This window comes from Streptomyces sp. NPDC002144, from assembly GCF_053593695.1.
In genome coordinates this window covers 13113-29501 of record NZ_JBSFDB010000012.1, presented here as the reverse complement: position 1 = coordinate 29501, position 16389 = coordinate 13113, and the positions used below count along the sequence as shown (strand labels likewise).

Sequence of the window (16389 nt, the reverse complement as noted above, 5' to 3'; positions counted from 1 at the left end):
CCGTTCACCCCATTCCGGCGGCGGCCAGCACCGCGCGCCGGGTGAGCACCCGGGCCAGATGCTCCCGGTACTCGGGCGAGGCCGCGGTGTCCTGCGCCGGACGAGTGCCCTCCGCCGCCGACTGCACGGCCCGTGCCACCGACCCGGTGTCCCCGGCGCCGGTCAGGGCCGCCTCGGCCGCCGTGGCGCGCAGCGGGGTCGCGCCCATGTTGGTCAGGCCGATGCGGGCCTCGGCGATGTGCCCGTCGTCGCGCCGCACCAGCGCGGCCACGCCGACGGTCGCCCAGGACTGCGCCACCGGGTGGAACTTCTCGTAGTGGAAGCCCCAGCCGTCCGTCTTCGGCAGCCGCACCTCCACCAGGAGCTCGTCGGGTTCGAGGGCGGACTGCAGATAGTCGACGAAGAAGTCGCCGGCCGCGATGGTGCGTCGCCCGCGCGGGCCCTGGGCCACCAGTTCGCCGCCCAGCGCCAGGATCACCGCGGGCAGGTCCCCGGCCGGGTCGGCGTGCGCCAGCGAACCGCCCAGGGTGCCCCGGTGCCGTACGGCCGGGTCCGCGACCGTCGCCGTGGCGGCCGCCAGCAGGCCCGCGTGGCGGCGGACCAGCGGGTCGGTGACCACGTCGTGGTGCGTGGTCATCGCGCCGATGACCAGCGTGTCGCCGTCCTCGCGCACCCCGCGCAGCTCCGGGACGCGGCCCACGTCCACGACCAGCTCGGGGAAGGCCAGCCGCAGCCTCAGCAGCGGCAGCAGGCTCTGTCCGCCGGCCAGTACCTTGGCCTCCTCGCCGGCCTCGGCGAGGGTGCGCACCGCCTCGTCGACGGAGGCCGGACGCGCGTACTCGAACGCCGGAGGAATCATGACCGGGCCTCCCTCACCGCTCGCCAGACCCGCTCGGGCGTACAGGGCATCCGCACGTCGTGCACGCCCAGCGGCCGCAGGGCGTCCACGATCGCGTTGACGACCGCCGGCGTGGACGCGATGGTCCCCGCCTCGCCGACTCCCTTGACGCCCAGGGGATTCGAGGTCGCCGGCGTCTCCGTCCGTTCGGTCACGAACTCGGGCAGGTCCGCCGCCGAGGGCACCAGGTAGTCGGCCATCGTGCCGGTGACCAGGTTGCCCTCGTCGTCGTAGACGGCCTCCTCGAACAGCGCCTGCGCGATGCCCTGCGCGAGCCCGCCGTGCACCTGGCCCTCGACGATCATCGGGTTGACCACCCGGCCGACGTCGTCCACGCAGACGTACGACCTGATCTTCGTCCGCCCGGTCTCCGTGTCGACCTCGACCGCGCACAGGTGGGTGCCGTGCGGGTAGGAGAAGTTGTCCGGGTCGACCAGGTGTTCGGCGTTGATGGTGGGCTCCATGCCGTCCGGCAGGTCGTGCGAGGTGAACGTCTCGAACGCGACCTCCTGGATCGTCTTGCGGGCCTCCGGGGAGCCCTTCACGGAGAAGACGCCGTCCGCGAAGTCCAGGTCCTGCTCGCTCGCCTCCAGGAGGTGCGCGGCGATCTTCCGGGCCTTCGCCACCACCTTCTGCGCCGCGTGGTGCACGGCCGCCCCGCCCACGACCAGGGACCGCGAGCCGTAGGTGTCCATGCCCTGCGGCGCTGCCTTGGTGTCGCCGTGCACGACCTCGACGTCCTCGAAGGGCACCCCGAGCACGTCCGCGGCGATCTGGCTCCAGGAGGTGGCATGGCCCTGCCCGTGCGGACTGGTGCCGGTCACCACCTCGACCTTGCCGGTGGGCAGCATCCGGATGGTCGCCGCCTCCCAGCCGCCGGCCGCGTACCGCAGATCGCGCAGCACCCGGCTGGGAGCGAGCCCGCACATCTCGGTGTACGTCGAGACACCGATCCCGAGCCGGACCGTGTCCCCGCGCGCGGTGCGGTCGGCCTGCTCGGCGCGCAGTTTGTCGTACTCGAACAGGGCGAGCGCCTTGCCGGTGGCCGCCTCGTAATTGCCGCTGTCGTAGGTCAGACCGGCGATCGTGGTGTACGGGAACTCCTCGTGCCCGATCCAGTTCCGCCGCCGCAACTCCACCGGATCCAGGCCGACTTCGGCCGCCAGCTCGTCCATGATCCGCTCGATGGCGTACGTCGCCTCGGGGCGTCCGGCGCCGCGGTAGGCGTCGGTGGGCGTGCGGGTGGTGAAGACGCCGGTGCAGGTGAAGTCGTAGGAGTCCATCTTGTAGATCGCCGGGTACATGAACGCGCCCAGGATCGGGATGCCCGGGGTGACGAGCATCAGGTACGCGCCCATGTCGGTCAGCAGGTCGACCTTGAGGCCGAGGAGCCTGCCGTCGCGCATCGCGGCGATCTCGACGTCCTGGATCATGCCGCGGCCGTGGTGGGTGGCGAGGTAGCCCTCGGAGCGGGACTCCGTCCACTTCACCGGGCGGCCGATGCGCCGCGCCACGGCGAGCGCGATGGCCTCCTCGCCGTACACCTGCAGTTTGGAGCCGAAGCCGCCGCCCACGTCGGGGGCGATCACCCGCAGCTTGTGCTCGGGGATCCCGGTGACGACCGCCAGCATGATCCGCAGGATGTGCGGGATCTGGGTGGACGAGTACAGCGTGTACTCGCCGGACGCGGCGAGCGGGGTGACGACGACCGCGCGCGGCTCCATCGCGTTGGGGATCAGCCGCTGGTGGACGTAGCGGCGCTTGACGGTCACCTCCGCGCGCTGCCGTACGGAATCGAAGTCCTCGCCGGTCTTCAGCGGCCAGACGTAGGAGCGGTTGGTGCCCTTGTCGGAGTGGACCAGCGGGGAGCCCTCGGCGAGCGCGGCCTCCAGGTCGAGCACCGGGGGCAGCGGCTCGTAGTCGACCTCGATCGCCTCCAGGGCGTCGGCGGCCGCGTACCGGTCACGGGCGACCACGACCGCCACCGGGTCGCCCGCGTAGCGCACCTCGTCGACTGCGATCGGTGGGTGGTCGGGCAGCACGATGTCCTCGGTGACGGGCCAGGCGCAGGGGAGGGAACCGAGTCCGTCCAGGTCGCGTCCGCTGAACGCGGCGACCACGCCCGGGCGTTCGAGGGCGGGGGAGACGTCGACCCGCTCGATGCGGGCGTGGGCCATGGGGCTGCGCAGGATCGCCAGATGGAGCAGTCCGTTGACGCTGATGTTGTCGGTCCAGTTGGTCTGGCCGGTGATCAGCCGGGCGTCCTCCTTGCGGGGCCGGGCGCGGCCGACCTCGGATTCGACGGCCTGATCGGTCATGCCGTCACCTCCTGGCCGGAGGCGGCCATCACGGCCCGCACGATGTTCTGGTAGCCCGTGCAGCGGCACAGATTGCCCTCAAGCGCGTGCCGCACCTCGTCCGACGAGGGGTGGGGGTTCTCCCGCAGCAGGTCGCGGGCCGCCATCAGCATGCCCGGAGTGCAGTAGCCGCACTGCAGACCGTGCTTCTCGTGGAACGCCTTCTGCAACGCGGTCCACTCGCCGTCGCGGGCCAGCCCCTGGACGGTGGTGACCTCGCCGCCGTCCGCCTGCACCGCGAGGACCGAGCAGCTCTTCACGCTCACGCCGTCCAGGTCCACCGTGCAGGCCCCGCAGTTGGAGGTGTCGCAGCCGATCGGGGTGCCGGTCAGGCCCAGGCGGTCACGCAGGTAGTGGATCAGCAGGAGACGGGGTTCCACCTCGTCCTGGTATGTCGTGCCGTCCACTTTCACCGAGATACGGGTCATCTGCCCTCCCAGGAGACGGGGCGTGATGTAGGTCACTCTAGGACCGTCGGGGGGAGGGGGCGAGTGCTGCGCCCGGGTTCGTTGAGCGTTAATCCATTGCTGTCGGCGGCGGCCGTCTGCTGCACTTCACGGGTATCTGTCACCGCACGTCCCAGGAGCAGCAATGCGCGCACCGCTCATGTCCGCCCAGGAAGGAACGCCCCCCTCGTCGAAGGACATGAAGCTTCGTGCACCTGCTCAACCTCGGAATCCTCGCCCATGTCGACGCCGGTAAGACCAGCCTGACCGAGCGGCTGCTGCACTCGGCCGGAGTGATCGACGAGATCGGCAGCGTCGACGCCGGCAGCACCCGGACCGACACCCTCGCGCTCGAACGGCAGCGCGGTATCACCATCAAGTCCGCCGTCGTCTCGTTCCCGATCGACGACGTCACGGTCAACCTCATCGACACACCGGGTCACCCGGACTTCATCGCCGAGGTGGAACGCGTCCTCGGCGTGCTCGACGGCGCCGTCCTCGTCGTCTCCGCGGTGGAGGGCGTCCAGGCCCAGACGCGGGTCCTGATGCGGACCCTGCGACGGCTGCGCATCCCGACCCTGCTGTTCGTCAACAAGATCGACCGCCGCGGGGCGCGCTACGACGGTGTGCTGCGCGCGATCGCGGAGCGGCTGACGCCGGCGATCGTGCCGATGGGGACGGTTGAGGGGCTCGGGGCGGCCGGGGCGCGGGTCGTGGCGGGGATGGGGGCGGGGGCGCTCGAAGTGCTGGCGGAGCATGATGAGGAGCTGCTGGCGGCGTATGTGGAGGGCAGTGGTATGTCACATACCGCTGAAAGTTCCAGTGCTATGTCACATGCCACTGAGAAGGTCAGTGCTGTGTCACATACCGCCCTCCGCGCCGCCCTCACCGCCCAGACCCGCCAATCCCTCGTCCACCCCGTCCACTTCGGCTCCGCCATCACCGGCGCCGGCATCGACGCCCTCGTCAACGGCATCAAGGCGTTCCTCCCCCCGTCCGACGGCGACCCCGAAGGCCCGCTCTCCGCCACCGTGTTCAAGGTCGAGCGGGGCCCGGCGGGGGAGAAGGTGGCCTACGCCCGCCTCTTCTCGGGCACCCTGCGCACCCGTGACCGCGTCCCGTTCGGCGAGGCCCGCCATGAGGGCAGGATCACCGCGATCAGCGTCTTCGACCACGGCACCGACGCCCGCGCGGACGCCGTCCCCGCCGGACGCATCGCCCGGCTGTGGGGTCTCGCGGACATCCGGATCGGCGACGCGATCGGCGAACCCCGAAAGGCCTACGAGCACTTCTTCGCGCCGCCGACCCTGGAGACGGTGGTCGTCCCGGGCCCGGACACCGACCGGCGCGCACTGCACCTCGCGCTCACGCAGCTCGCCGAGCAGGACCCGCTGATCGACCTGCGCCACGACGAGGTGCGGCAGGAGATCTCCGTGTCCCTGTATGGCGAGGTGCAGAAGGAGGTCATCCAGTCGACCCTCGCCGACGAGTACGGACTCGACGTCGACTTCCGGGAGACCACCACCATCTGCGTCGAGCGGCCGGTCGGCTCGGGCGCGGCGGTGGAGTTCAACAAGAGGGACCCGAACCCGTTCCTGGCCACCGTCGGCCTGCGCGTCGATCCCGCGCCCACGGGAGCGGGTGTCGACTTCCGCCTGGAGGTGGAGCTCGGCTCCATGCCGTACGCCTTCTTCAAGGCGGTCGAGGACACCGTGCGCGAGACCCTCGGTCAGGGCCTGCACGGCTGGCAGGTCACCGACTGCACCGTGACCATGACCCACTCGGGTTACTCGCCCCGGCAGAGCCACGCCCACCAGGGCTTCGACAAGAGCATGTCGAGCACCGGCGCCGACTTCCGCGGGGTCACCCCGCTCGTGCTGATCGAGGCGCTGCGCCGGGCGGGGACGCGGGTGTACGAGCCCCTGCACCGCTTCCGGATCGAGGCCCCGGCCGACACGCTGGGCGCGCTGCTGCCGGTGCTGGCCGCGCTGCGGGCCGTGCCGCGCACGACGGCGACGCGGGGCGTCGGCTGCGTCCTGGAGGGTGCGGTCCCGGCCGGCCGCGTGCACGAGCTGGAGCGCCGGCTGCCGGGACTCACCCGTGGCGAGGGCGAGTTGGAGACCGCGTTCGACCACTACGCACCGATCACCCAGGGAAGCGTTCCCGAACGCCCGCGCACCGACCACAACCCCCTCGACCGCAAGGAGTACCTGTTGAACGTGACGCGCCGAGTGCGGAGTTGAGGCTGCAGGGGGAGGGAACACCTACCCGAAAATCCTGAAACTTACTCAAGAGTCAGAAGTATTGACGGTGTCCGGAAATCCCCGGACTGTAGTGGACATGCCGAATATCCGGACACGTCTGCTCGTTGTGCTGGTTGTCCTCTTCGGATCCCTGACGATGGCGGGCGTGCCGTCCGCCTCCGCCGCCACCACCGTCCCCGACTCCCTCTGGTTCGACGGATCGACCCTGACCGTGCAGAACGGCAGATTCGTCGACGGCAACGGCCGCGAGGTCGTCCTGCGCGGCTACAACGTCTCCGGCGAGACCAAGCTGGAGGAGAACAGCGGTCTGCCCTTCGCCTCGGTCGCCGACGCGAAGAAGTCGGCCACGGCGCTGCGGGCGCTGGGCGGCGGCAACTCGGTCCGCTTCCTGCTGTCCTGGGCCCACGCGGAGCCCACCCGGGGCACGGTCGACTCCACCTACCTGGCCGCCGTCACCGACCAGATGCGGGCCTTCCTGGACGCGGGCATCCGTGTCTACCCGGACTTCCACCAGGACCTCTACTCCCGCTACCTGTTCAACTCCGGCAGCTGGTACACCGGCGACGGCGCCCCCAAGTGGGCCGTGGCCCTGGGCGGTTACCCCCAGGAGTCCTGCGGGATCTGCCTGTTCTGGGGCCAGAACATCACCCAGAACCAGGCCGTGACCAAGGCCCAGTACGACTTCTGGCACAACACCTACGGTCTGCAGAGCTCCTTCCTCGACACCGCGCAGAAGACCATGGCGTACGTCCAACAGCACCTGAACGACGTGGAGTTCGCGGGAATCCTCGGCTTCGACCCGTACAACGAGCCGTACGCGGGCAGCTACGACTCGGGCCAGACCAGCCGCACCTGGGAGCAGAACCTGCTGTGGCCCTTCTACCAGAAGTTCCGGGCCCGGATGGACGCGGCCGGCTGGCAGGACAAGCCCGCCTTGGTCGAGCCGAACCTCTTCTGGAACTCCAACATCAGCTCCCAGAAGCAGGAGGGCGGACTTCTCGACGCGGGCACGCTGGGCGCGCGGTACGTCTTCAACACCCACTTCTACGACCAGAAGGCCATCTCCGGGATCCTGATGTGGGGCAACGCGTCCGACGGCCAGTACGCGACGGACTTCGCCACCGTCCGTGACAGGGCCTCGGCCGCCGGAACGGCCGCCGTGGTCAGCGAGTTCGGGCATCCGCTGTCCGGCTCGGTCTCCGGCAAGGCCCCGACCGTCGACAAGGCGATGTATCAGGCCCTCGACTCCCGTCTGCCGGGCTCGAGTTGGTGGAGCAACCCAGCAGCTTCCGGGTCGGTGCTCTCCGGCAACCAGTGGCAGTGGGACATCTACAACGGACGCCACCACGAGCTGATGAACGACAACCCGGACAAGGTGCAGACCTCCGGCGACGCCTGGAACGACGAGGACCTCTCGGTGGTCAAGCTCGCCGACTCGGGCACTGTGACGCTCCGTCAGGACGCCCGGCTCCTCGACCGCGTCTACCCGAGCGCCACCGCGGGCACCACCCTCGCGTTCACCTACGAGGACCGCTCACGCGACGGCTCGACGACCCTCACCTGGAACCCGGTTCCGAGCTCACTGCCGAACGTGTCCCAACTGGTCGGCTCCGGCCAGTACGGGCTGCTCGTATGGCGTTCGGGCTCCGGAACCGCGCCCACCGAACTGCACCTCCCCGTCTCCTTCCCGACCGCCACGACCACCGTGGTCTCCGACCTCGGCACGGTGTACGGCCCCCCGGCCTACACGACGTCGACACCGGTCGCCGCGGCCCCCGAACCGGGCGGCACGGGCAGCCGCCGGCTGCTGCTCACCGACTCCGACTCGGGCGTCCTGCACTACGCCCTGGTGACCAACGGCGCGACCTCCCCGTCGGCGAGCCTCCTCGCCGCGGCGAAGTCCGAACTGGCGTCCTGGGCGACGTCCCACTTCTGATGACAACAGAACGGCGCCGGACCTCGTCGGTCCGGCGCCGTCACCCCGAGGTCAGCTCGTCGGGCCGGTCCAGTCGGCCAGGACATGGCCGAGCCGCACCCGCTGCGGGTGGTCGCCGACCGGCACGGACAGCACCTTCTGGCCCGTGGCGAAGTCGATCGCGGTGACCTGGTCGGCGCCGCTCTCGGAGATGATGCAGTCCTTGCCGTCACCGCTCACGGTCGCCCAGTACGGGGTCGACGCCGTGACGAGCGGGCCTTCCTGGAGCGTGGCCCGGTCGACGACGGTGGCGTAGTTGTCCATCGTCCCGGCGACGCACAGCTTGGTGCCGTCGGGGCTCATCGAGATGCCGTGGTGACGCGAGTCCAGCAGCCACGTGGTGCGGTCGGTGCTGGTCGCCGGGTTCGCCGGCAGCGTCTTCACCCGGGTGATCTTGTCGGTGGCGATGTCGTACTCCAGGAAGCCGTTGAAGAACGACACCTGGAAGTACATCTTCGACCAGTCCGGCGTGAAGGCGGCCGGTCGCACCGCGTCGGAGAAGTCCTTCAGCCCGATCGCGTCGAGGCGGTCACGCATGTCGATCGTCTTGACCGTCTTGTAGGTCGTGGCGTCGACGACGGTGATGTGCCGGTCGCCCTTCGTCCAGTCCCAGGCCGGGTCGTCGAGGGAGGTGGTGACCTCGCCGATCGCCATGTTCCAGATGTACTTGCCGCCGTTGGTGAAGACGTTCTCGTGCGGCTTGTCACCGGTGGCGAACTCGCCGAGTTCCTTGCCGGTGTTGATGTCCAGCACCTGCACCTTGTTGGCGGTGGAGGCGGACACCGCCACCCGGGTGCCGTCGGGGGAGACGGCCATGTGGTCGGCGCGGTAACCGGCCACCGGGAAACGCCAGTTGATCTTGTCGGTGGCGAGGTCGATGGAGACGACGTCGGCGAAGCTGGGCCGGGAGACGACCACGGACTTGCCGTCCGGCGTGGAGTACATGTCGTCGACGTACTGGTCGTGGCCCTGCCCGACCTCGTTGCGGATGGCCGTGTAGTAGATCCACTTGATGGGGTCGGCGTTGATCTCGGCGATGCGCTGTGCCTTGTCGGGAACGACGTTGATCTCCCCGACCTTGGCGAAGTCGCCGGAGGACTTGAGGACGGTCGCGGTGCCGTCCCAGTTGTTCCCCACGAACAGCACCTCGCGCAGCGCGGCGGCGGAATCCGCGGTGGCGGCGGTCGCGGGGGCGGCGACGGTCAGGACGAGGGCGGCGGCTACGGAGCAAAGGTGCCTGGATCTGAAGGCAGGCATGAGTGCTCTCTCCTCTGTGGACGGGGCCTGATGCGGGCATGCCAATGGAATCGACGGTCGAATCTGAAAAGGAACGCGTTCAGACTCTTACTTACTGGAAAGTAAGGAGCGAGCACCCTTCTCCACAAGACTGCGTACACGACAAAATCGAGGGATCACGTAACGAGGGAGGCTCAGTGGCGGGCAGGCTCAAGGCGCCGACCGGGCGATACGGCGGCAAGACGGCCGAGCAGCGGCAGGCCGAGCGGCACAGGAGATTCCTGGACGCCGCGCTCGAACTCTTCGGTGCCGACCCCGGATACCGGGCCACCACCGTCGCGGCGCTCAGCGAGGCCGCGGGGCTGTCGACCCGTCAGTTCTACGAGGAGTTCCGCACCCTCGAGGATGTGCTCGCGGCGCTGCACCTGCAGGTCAACGACTGGGCGGAGGAGGCGGTGCTGGCCGCGTTCGCCGAGGCGGATGGCCGGCCGATCGCCGAGCGGGCCACCGCGATCTTCCGGGCCTACGCGGCGAACGTCACCAGCGATCCGCGCCGGATCCGCATCACGTTCGTCGAGATCATCGGCGTCAGTGCGCGGCTGGAGGAGCAGCGCCTGGCCCGCCGTTCCCGCTGGGTCGACCTCATCTGCGCCGAGGCGGAGGCGGCGGCCGCGCGCGGGGAGGCGGCCCGACGCGACTACCGCATCGCCGCGACCGCCTTCATCGGCAGCGTCAACGGCCTGCTCCACGACTGGAGCGCGGGCTGGGTGAAGGCGACGCTGGACGAGGTCGTCGACGAACTGGTCCGCCAGCTGTTGGGGATACTCCAGCCCCAGGGCTGGACACCACCGGAGGCTTGAGGGATGTGGCGCCGGCAAGGCGGTGACGCTGACTGCGTGAGGAGTGCGTGCCTGCGAGGCGGTGACGTCGGCTGGTTGCGGGGTGCGGTGCCTGTGAGGCGGTAATGCGGGCTGTGTGCGGGATGGGTGCCTGTGAGGCGGTGATACCGGCTGTGTGAGGCAGGGGCGCTTGCGCGGCGGTGATGCCGGCTCGTTGCGGGATGAGTGCCCGTTAGGCCGTAAACCCGGGTGCGGTGCCGCGAAGCTGTGCCGTTCTCCGTCCAGGCCTTCGTCGCCCCCGCCGCTGTGAGGGACTCCGCCTAAGTCGTGGTCGTACCTTGGCCCGTCGCGCGCTGTCCGGCCAGGCTCTCCGCCCCCGTCGCAGCCCCCACGCCTGCCGTTCCGGCTGTCGTCCCCAGATCCGCGACCTCCACGCTCTCCGCCACCCGTCGTCTCCCGGGCTTGCCACCCCCGGCCCCACCAGCCCGCCGTCGCTCCAGGCCGGCCGACCTCAGGGCTGCTCCCGGTCCCGCCGCACTCGGCCGAATGCGCGGCCGTTTCCCTTCTCGGACGTCAGCCGCCTGGCCGCCTTGACAGCCCGGTCACGCCGTGTGATCCCTCCAACGGCTCAACAACGCCGTGCCGCGGGAGGCGGACGGGGGTGAGCGGTGTGACCTTGGTGGGAGGCAGGGGACTGCACACGGAGTCGAGGAGGCGCGATGGCGGACGGATCGGTCGTGGGCGGCATGGCGGCGTCCGCTGTCCCGACGGGCCCCACGGATCCCTCTCCTGATCGGTCCCTGGACACCTTCGAGCAACTGGGCGCCGTGGCCGACGCCGTTCTCTACGAGGGCTACCTGCTGTATCCGTACAGGCGGTCGTCGGCCAAGAACCGCGTCCGCTGGCAGTTCGGGGTGCTGTTCCCCAAGGAATGGGTGGAGCGGGACGGCCCCGTCGTCCCCGGCGTGTCCGGCTCCGCCGACTCCTGGTACCAGCAGACCGAGTGCCTGCTGAGGATCCGCCGGCCCGACGCGCTGCTGAGGGTGCGCCTTCGGTACCTGCAGATGCAGCGCAAGCAGGTGGAGGCGGCCGACGCCGATGGTGGGCACCGCGCCGTCGAGTCGCTGCCCGCCGATGACGGCACGGTGCACCTGACCTTCGACGAGGCGGTGCCGTGCGAGGCGGACATCGTCATTCCGGTGGACGACCTCCTCGCCGCCGAACACACCGTTGCGACGGGAGCCGCGGAAGGCCTCGACATCGAGGCCCTGCCGCAGGACGCCGGGCGGGTGGTCCGCCGTCGTGAGGAGCTGCGGGCGAGCACCACCGTCAGTGCCGAGCGGCTGGGGCAGAACCTCTGCCGCCTCCGCGTCCGCACCGTCAACTCCGGCCCCGCGCCGGATCCGCGGGCGTCACGTGACGAGGCACTGCGCCGCGCGCTCATCGCCGCCCACACCCTGATCGGCGGTGACGGCGTCGAGTTCGCCTCACTGATCGATCCGCCCGAGGACCTGCGCCATCACGCGGACGAGTGCCGCAACGAGTTCGCCTTCCCCGTCCTCGGCGGCGATCCGGCAGGCGAGACCCCGGCCGGCGCCGGCGCCGTCGGGCACGTCCTGCTGGCCTCGCCGATCATCCTTCCCGACCACCCCCAGGTGGCCCCGGAGAGCCCCGGCGACCTGCACGACGCGGGTGAGATCGACGAGATCCTCACCCTGCGCACGATGTTGCTGACCGACGAGGAGAAGCGCGAGGCACGCGCCACCGATCCGCGGGCCGCCGCGATCCTCGACCGGGTCGACACCATGCCCCGCGAGGTCTTCGAACGGCTGCACGGTGCCATCCGCTCCCTGTCCCCGGTCACCCCGCCGACCCCGTCCACTCCGCCCTCCGGACGTGCCGCCTGGTGGCAGGAGGGCGCCGACGACGGGCTCTCCCCGTCCACCGACACGGTGCTCGTCGACGGCGTACCCCTGGGCGGCGGCAGCCGCGTCCGGCTTCGCCCGCGACGCCGGGGCGCCGACGCGCAGGACATGTTCCTGGACGGGCGGAGTGCCGAGGTGGCCGCCGTCTTCCACGACGTGGACGGCAGCGTCCACCTCGCCGTCACCCTCGACGACGATCCCGCGGCCGAACTGCACAGCTGGTACGGCCGCTTCCACTACTTCCGTCCCGACGAACTCGAACCGCTCGAACCGCTCGAACCATCGAGCCACTTGAGTCCGACCGAGTCCGACACCCCCCGCAGCGGAGGCCGTTGACATGACAACCCACAGCAGCACCACCGAGGTCAGCGGCGAACCCGACCGCGCCGAGGACCGGCAGGGCTTCGACGAGATCCACATCCTCTGGATCTCCGAGGGCATGAGCTGCGACGGCGACACCGTCTCCCTGACGGCCGCCGACCAGCCCTCCATCGAGGACCTCGTGCTCGGCCTGATCCCGGGCCTGCCGAAGGTGAACCTGGTCAACAAGGTGCTCTCACCGAGCCTGGGCGGCGAGGACTTCCTCGCCCCCTACCGGGCGGCCGCACGCGGCGAACTGGCCCCGTTCATCCTCGTCATCGAGGGTTCGATCCCCAACCAGAACATCATCAAGGGCGACGGCTACTGGACGTCCTTCGGCAACGACCCCGAGACCGGCCAGCCGCAGACCCTGAACCGGTGGATCGACCAACTCGCCCCGAAGGCCTGGGCGGTGGTGGCCGCCGGCACCTGTGCCACCTTCGGCGGCATCCACGCGATGGCCGGCAACCCGACCGGCAGCATGGGCCTCGCGGACTACCTGGGCTGGGACTTCAGGTCCCAGGGCGGCCTGCCCGTGGTGAACGTGCCCGGCTGCCCGATCCAGCCCGAGAACTTCATGGAGACCCTGATCTGGGTCCTCTACCACGCCGCCGGATCCGCCCCACCGCCCCCGCTGGACCACATGCTGCGTCCGCAGTGGCTGTTCGGGAAGACGGTCCACGAGGGCTGTGACCGCGGCTCGTACTACGAGCAGGGCACCTTCGCCAAGGACTACAACTCACCCAAGTGCCTGGTGAAGACCGGCTGTTGGGGGCCGGTGGTCAACTGCAACGTCCCCAAGCGCGGCTGGATGGCCGGCATCGGCGGCTGTCCGAACGTCGGCGGCATCTGCATCGGCTGCACGATGCCCGGCTTCCCCGACGCGTTCATGCCGTTCATGGACGAGCCGCCCGGCGGAACCCTGTCCTCCATGATCGTCAAGCCGTACGGCGCCGTCATCCGCCGGCTGCGCGGCTTCACCAACGAGCTGGTGAACCACGAACCCAGATGGCGCCACAACAAGCGGAAGCTGACCAGCGGTTACGACCCCTACTGGCGGCCCTGACACCGCGCGAGACCCATCCCATCAAGGACCGAAGGAACACCGACAGCAAGGGGCAGTAACAGCGATGACCACAACCGAGTCCCGGCCCACGGGACGCAAGCCGGCGCAGCTCGTGGACATGTCCTGGGACCCGATCACCCGCATCATCGGCAACCTGGGCATCTACACGAAGATCGACTTCGCCAACCGGGAAGTCGTGGAGTGCCACAGCACCTCGTCTCTGTTCCGCGGCTACTCGGTGTTCATGAAGGGCAAGGACCCGCGCGACGCGGGCTTCATCACCTCCCGCATCTGCGGTATCTGCGGCGACAACCACACCACCTGCTCCGACTACGCGCAGCAGATGGCCTACGGGGTCAAGCCGCCGAGGCTCGCCGAGCACATCGTCAACCTCGGCGAGGCGGCCGAGTACATGTTCGACCACACGATCTTCCAGGACAACCTGGTCTTCGTGGACTTCTGCGAGGCCATGGTCAAGGCCACCAACCCCGGAGTGCTGGCCCGCGCCGAGCGCACGGACGCGCCCCGCGGCGACATCCACGGGTACCGGACCATCGCCGACATCATGAAGGCCTTCAACCCCTTCGAGGGCGAGGTCTACAAGGAGGCCTTGAAGGTCAGCCGGGTCACCCGCGAGATGTTCTGCCTGATGGAGGGTCGGCACGTCCACCCGTCCACGCTGTACCCCGGTGGCGTGGGCACCCTGCCGCAGCCGACCGTCTTCACCGACTACCTCAGCCGGCTCATGCGGGTCATCGACTTCGTCAAGAAGGCCGTCGCCATGAACGACGACGTCTTCGACTTCTTCTACGAGGCGCTGCCCGGCTACGAGCAGGTCGGCAACCGCCGTATCCTGCTGGGCTGTTGGGGAGCCTTCCAGGACCCCGACGTCGTCGACTACCGCTACGAGAACATGAACGCCTGGGGCAAGGCGATGTACGTGACCCCCGGCATCGTCGTCGACGGGAAGCTGGTCACCAACAACCTCGTCGACATCAACCTCGGACTGCGCATCATGCTGGGCAGCTCCTACTACGAGGACTGGGTGAACGAGAAGCCCTTCGTGACCCACGACCCGCTCGGCAACCCGGTCGACATGCGCCACCCCTGGAACCAGACCACCGTGCCGGTGCCGCAGAAGCGCGACTTCGCCGACAAGTACAGCTGGGTGATGAGCCCGCGCTGGTACGACCGCCGCACCGGCGACCACCTCGCCCTCGACACCGGCGGCGGCCCGCTCGCCCGGCTCTGGTCGACCGCGCTGAGCGGCCTCGTCGACACCCCGTACGTCAAGGCCACCGGCAACAGCGTGCGCATCTCGCTGCCCAAGGGCGAGTCGCTGCCGGAGACGACCCTGGAGTGGCGCATCCCGAAGTGGAGCAACACCATCGAACGGGACCGCGCCCGGCCGTACTTCGTCGCCTACGCGGCCGCCATGGCCCTGCAGTTCCTGGAGGAGGCCATGGGCCTGGTGCGCGCGGGCGACACCAAGGTGTTCGAGAACTTCGAGGTGCCCGACGAGGCCATCGGCTGCGGCTTCCACGAGGCGGTGCGCGGTGTCCTCTCCCACCACCTGGTGATCAAGGACAAGAAGATCGCCAACTACCACCCGTACCCGCCCACCCCGTGGAACGCCAGTCCCCGCGACAAGTTCGGTACCCCCGGCCCGTACGAGGACGCCGTCCAGGGCCAGCCCATCTTCGAGGAGAACGGGCCCGACGACTTCAAGGGCGTCGACATCATGCGCACCGTGCGCAGCTTCGACCCCTGTCTGCCGTGCGGGGTGCACATGTACGTCGGCAAGGGCAAGACGCTGACCACCCTGCACTCGCCGACCTACGGCGCGAACCATGGCTGAGGCCGGGGCCGTGGAACGGCTCGCCGACCCGGCGGTGGAGTCGCGGCTCGCCCGCCTCGACCAGCTGCTGGAAGGGCTCGAGTCCGCCCCCGGCCCGGGCACCCGCTCCGCGATCGAGGCGGTGCGGCTGCTCACCGAGGTCTACGGCGAGGCGCTGGCCCGGGTCATGGACCACGCGGACGCGCAGCTGTCCGAACGCCTGGCCGACGACGAGTTGCTGGGCCACCTCCTGGTGCTGCACGGGATCCACCCGGAGCCCGTCGAGCGCCGGGCGGCCCGCGCGGTCGAGCGGCTGCGGCCCGCCGTCCAGGAACGCGGCGGCGACGTGGAGTGGGCCGGCGTGGACGGGGAGGTGGGCCGCGTGCGGCTGACGACCGGCGGCTGCGGTTCCGGGTGCGGCGGCGGCACGAGCGACGTGACCGCCGCGGTCCAGGAGGCGGTGCTCGCCGTGGCTCCGGAGCTGACGGCGGTGGAACCGGTGCCGGCCACGGCGCCCGCCGCCTTCGTACCGCTGACCACGCTCACCCACCGGGGCGCACCATGACCACGGACGGCGCCCTGGCCCGCCTCATCCGCTCCTCCGCCGACCGCACGGCGCAGCCCGAGGCGGAGCGGTGCGACCTGTGCGCCGCGCCGCTCGCCGACGAGCACCCGCACCTGTACGACACCGCGGACGACCAGGTGTGCTGCGCCTGCGGCCCCTGCTCGGTGCTGTTCGCCGACGGTGGCGGCGGGGACGGACGCTACCGGCTCGTCCCCCGCAGGCGGATCCGCCTGCCCCGGGTGGACACTGATGTCCTGGGCGTGCCGGTCGGCCTGGTCTTCTTCGTGCCCCGGTCCGACGGCACGGTCACCGCCGAGGGCCCGAGCCCGGCCGGAGCCATGCGGTGGGAGGTCGACGCCGAGGCCTGGCAGCGGCTGGCCGTGGAGTGTCCGCGGCTCGCGTCCATGGAACCGGACGTGGAGGCACTGCTCGTGAACACCGTCCACGGCAACGACCACCACTGGATCGTCCCCGTCGACGACTGCTACCGGATGGTCGCCGTCGTACGCCGCGAATGGCGGGGCCTGTCCGGCGGCGGCCGGATCTGGCCCGCCGTCGACCGGTTCTTCGAGGACCTCACCGAGCGGCCATGAGCCCGCACTCCGCTGCGCGGAGGCGAGG

The 16389-nt window shown here is 70.1% G+C and carries 12 protein-coding genes; 8 read left to right on the top strand and 4 right to left on the bottom strand.

The features are described from left to right. Window positions 1-4: 4 nt before the first annotated feature. From ACWCQ1_RS19500 to ACWCQ1_RS19490, 3 genes are read right to left on the bottom strand one after another with little or no spacing between them, the layout of a single operon-like run. Window positions 5-859 (bottom strand): FAD binding domain-containing protein, encoded by an 855-nt coding sequence (locus tag ACWCQ1_RS19500; protein WP_451026985.1) that lies wholly within the window; start codon window positions 857-859, stop codon window positions 5-7. Continuing rightward, window positions 856-3216 carry a xanthine dehydrogenase family protein molybdopterin-binding subunit gene (locus tag ACWCQ1_RS19495; protein WP_451026984.1) on the bottom strand — a complete coding sequence of 787 codons (2361 nt, stop codon included), beginning with the start codon at window positions 3214-3216 and terminating at the stop codon, window positions 856-858. Before ACWCQ1_RS19495 ends, ACWCQ1_RS19500 begins: the two co-directional genes overlap by 4 nt. Then, the gene (locus ACWCQ1_RS19490) at window positions 3213-3683 is read right to left on the bottom strand and encodes a (2Fe-2S)-binding protein (protein ID WP_358607848.1); all 471 of its coding nucleotides are present in this window, start codon (window positions 3681-3683) and stop codon (window positions 3213-3215) included. Before ACWCQ1_RS19490 ends, ACWCQ1_RS19495 begins: the two co-directional genes overlap by 4 nt. A gap of 227 nt (window positions 3684-3910) precedes the next feature. Here ACWCQ1_RS19490 and ACWCQ1_RS19485 point away from each other — a divergent pair, with 227 nt between their 5' ends. Both ACWCQ1_RS19485 and ACWCQ1_RS19480 read left to right on the top strand, forming a co-directional pair. Continuing rightward, window positions 3911-5944 (top strand): translation factor GTPase family protein, encoded by a 2034-nt coding sequence (locus ACWCQ1_RS19485; RefSeq protein WP_358607845.1) that lies wholly within the window; start codon window positions 3911-3913, stop codon window positions 5942-5944. Window positions 5945-6041: 97 nt separating this feature from the next. After that, the gene (locus tag ACWCQ1_RS19480) at window positions 6042-7901 is read left to right on the top strand and encodes a cellulase family glycosylhydrolase (RefSeq protein WP_358607842.1); all 1860 of its coding nucleotides are present in this window, start codon (window positions 6042-6044) and stop codon (window positions 7899-7901) included. Window positions 7902-7952: 51 nt separating this feature from the next. On the opposite strand, the gene ACWCQ1_RS19475 is transcribed toward ACWCQ1_RS19480, so the two are convergent. Next, window positions 7953-9197: a YncE family protein gene (locus tag ACWCQ1_RS19475; RefSeq protein ID WP_133043682.1), complete on the bottom strand. Its 1245-nt coding sequence runs from the start codon at window positions 9195-9197 to the stop codon at window positions 7953-7955. A 176-nt stretch (window positions 9198-9373) separates the two neighbouring features. On the opposite strand from ACWCQ1_RS19475, the gene ACWCQ1_RS19470 reads away from it, so the two are divergent. From ACWCQ1_RS19470 to ACWCQ1_RS19445, 6 genes are all read left to right on the top strand, one after another. Next, complete coding sequence (locus ACWCQ1_RS19470) at window positions 9374-10036, top strand: TetR/AcrR family transcriptional regulator (RefSeq protein ID WP_133043683.1); 663 nt, start codon at window positions 9374-9376, stop codon at window positions 10034-10036. Between the two features lie 698 nt (window positions 10037-10734). After that, window positions 10735-12276: a hypothetical protein gene (locus tag ACWCQ1_RS19465; protein ID WP_451026983.1), complete on the top strand. Its 1542-nt coding sequence runs from the start codon at window positions 10735-10737 to the stop codon at window positions 12274-12276. Between the two features lies 1 nt (window position 12277). Next, the gene (locus ACWCQ1_RS19460; RefSeq protein ID WP_133043685.1) at window positions 12278-13366 is read left to right on the top strand and encodes an NADH-quinone oxidoreductase subunit B family protein; all 1089 of its coding nucleotides are present in this window, start codon (window positions 12278-12280) and stop codon (window positions 13364-13366) included. 64 nt (window positions 13367-13430) lie between these two features. After that, window positions 13431-15224, top strand: a complete 1794-nt coding sequence (locus tag ACWCQ1_RS19455) for a nickel-dependent hydrogenase large subunit (protein ID WP_358607833.1) — start codon at window positions 13431-13433, stop codon at window positions 15222-15224. Continuing rightward, a complete protein-coding gene (locus ACWCQ1_RS19450) occupies window positions 15217-15768 on the top strand; it encodes a NifU family protein (protein WP_358607830.1) in 552 nt (183 codons plus the stop codon). Before ACWCQ1_RS19455 ends, ACWCQ1_RS19450 begins: the two co-directional genes overlap by 8 nt. Continuing rightward, on the top strand, window positions 15765-16361 hold the full coding sequence (locus tag ACWCQ1_RS19445) for a DUF5947 family protein (protein ID WP_358607827.1): 597 nt from the start codon (window positions 15765-15767) through the stop codon (window positions 16359-16361). The genes ACWCQ1_RS19450 and ACWCQ1_RS19445 overlap by 4 nt, the downstream gene beginning before the upstream one ends. Window positions 16362-16389: the final 28 nt, after the last annotated feature.

Bases quoted from the DNA above. Each gene is read 5' to 3' on its own strand.
- ACWCQ1_RS19500 (WP_451026985.1), bottom strand. From the start codon at position 859: ATGATTCCTCCGGCGTTCGAGTACGCGCGTCCGGCCTCCGTCGACGAG.
- ACWCQ1_RS19495 (WP_451026984.1), bottom strand. From the start codon at position 3,216: ATGACCGATCAGGCCGTCGAATCCGAGGTCGGCCGCGCCCGGCCCCGC.
- ACWCQ1_RS19490 (WP_358607848.1), bottom strand. From the start codon at position 3,683: ATGACCCGTATCTCGGTGAAAGTGGACGGCACGACATACCAGGACGAG.
- ACWCQ1_RS19480 (WP_358607842.1), top strand. From the start codon at position 6,042: ATGCCGAATATCCGGACACGTCTGCTCGTTGTGCTGGTTGTCCTCTTC.
- ACWCQ1_RS19475 (WP_133043682.1), bottom strand. From the start codon at position 9,197: ATGCCTGCCTTCAGATCCAGGCACCTTTGCTCCGTAGCCGCCGCCCTC.
- ACWCQ1_RS19465 (WP_451026983.1), top strand. From the start codon at position 10,735: ATGGCGGACGGATCGGTCGTGGGCGGCATGGCGGCGTCCGCTGTCCCG.
- ACWCQ1_RS19460 (WP_133043685.1), top strand. From the start codon at position 12,278: ATGACAACCCACAGCAGCACCACCGAGGTCAGCGGCGAACCCGACCGC.
- ACWCQ1_RS19455 (WP_358607833.1), top strand. From the start codon at position 13,431: ATGACCACAACCGAGTCCCGGCCCACGGGACGCAAGCCGGCGCAGCTC.
- ACWCQ1_RS19450 (WP_358607830.1), top strand. From the start codon at position 15,217: ATGGCTGAGGCCGGGGCCGTGGAACGGCTCGCCGACCCGGCGGTGGAG.
- ACWCQ1_RS19445 (WP_358607827.1), top strand. From the start codon at position 15,765: ATGACCACGGACGGCGCCCTGGCCCGCCTCATCCGCTCCTCCGCCGAC.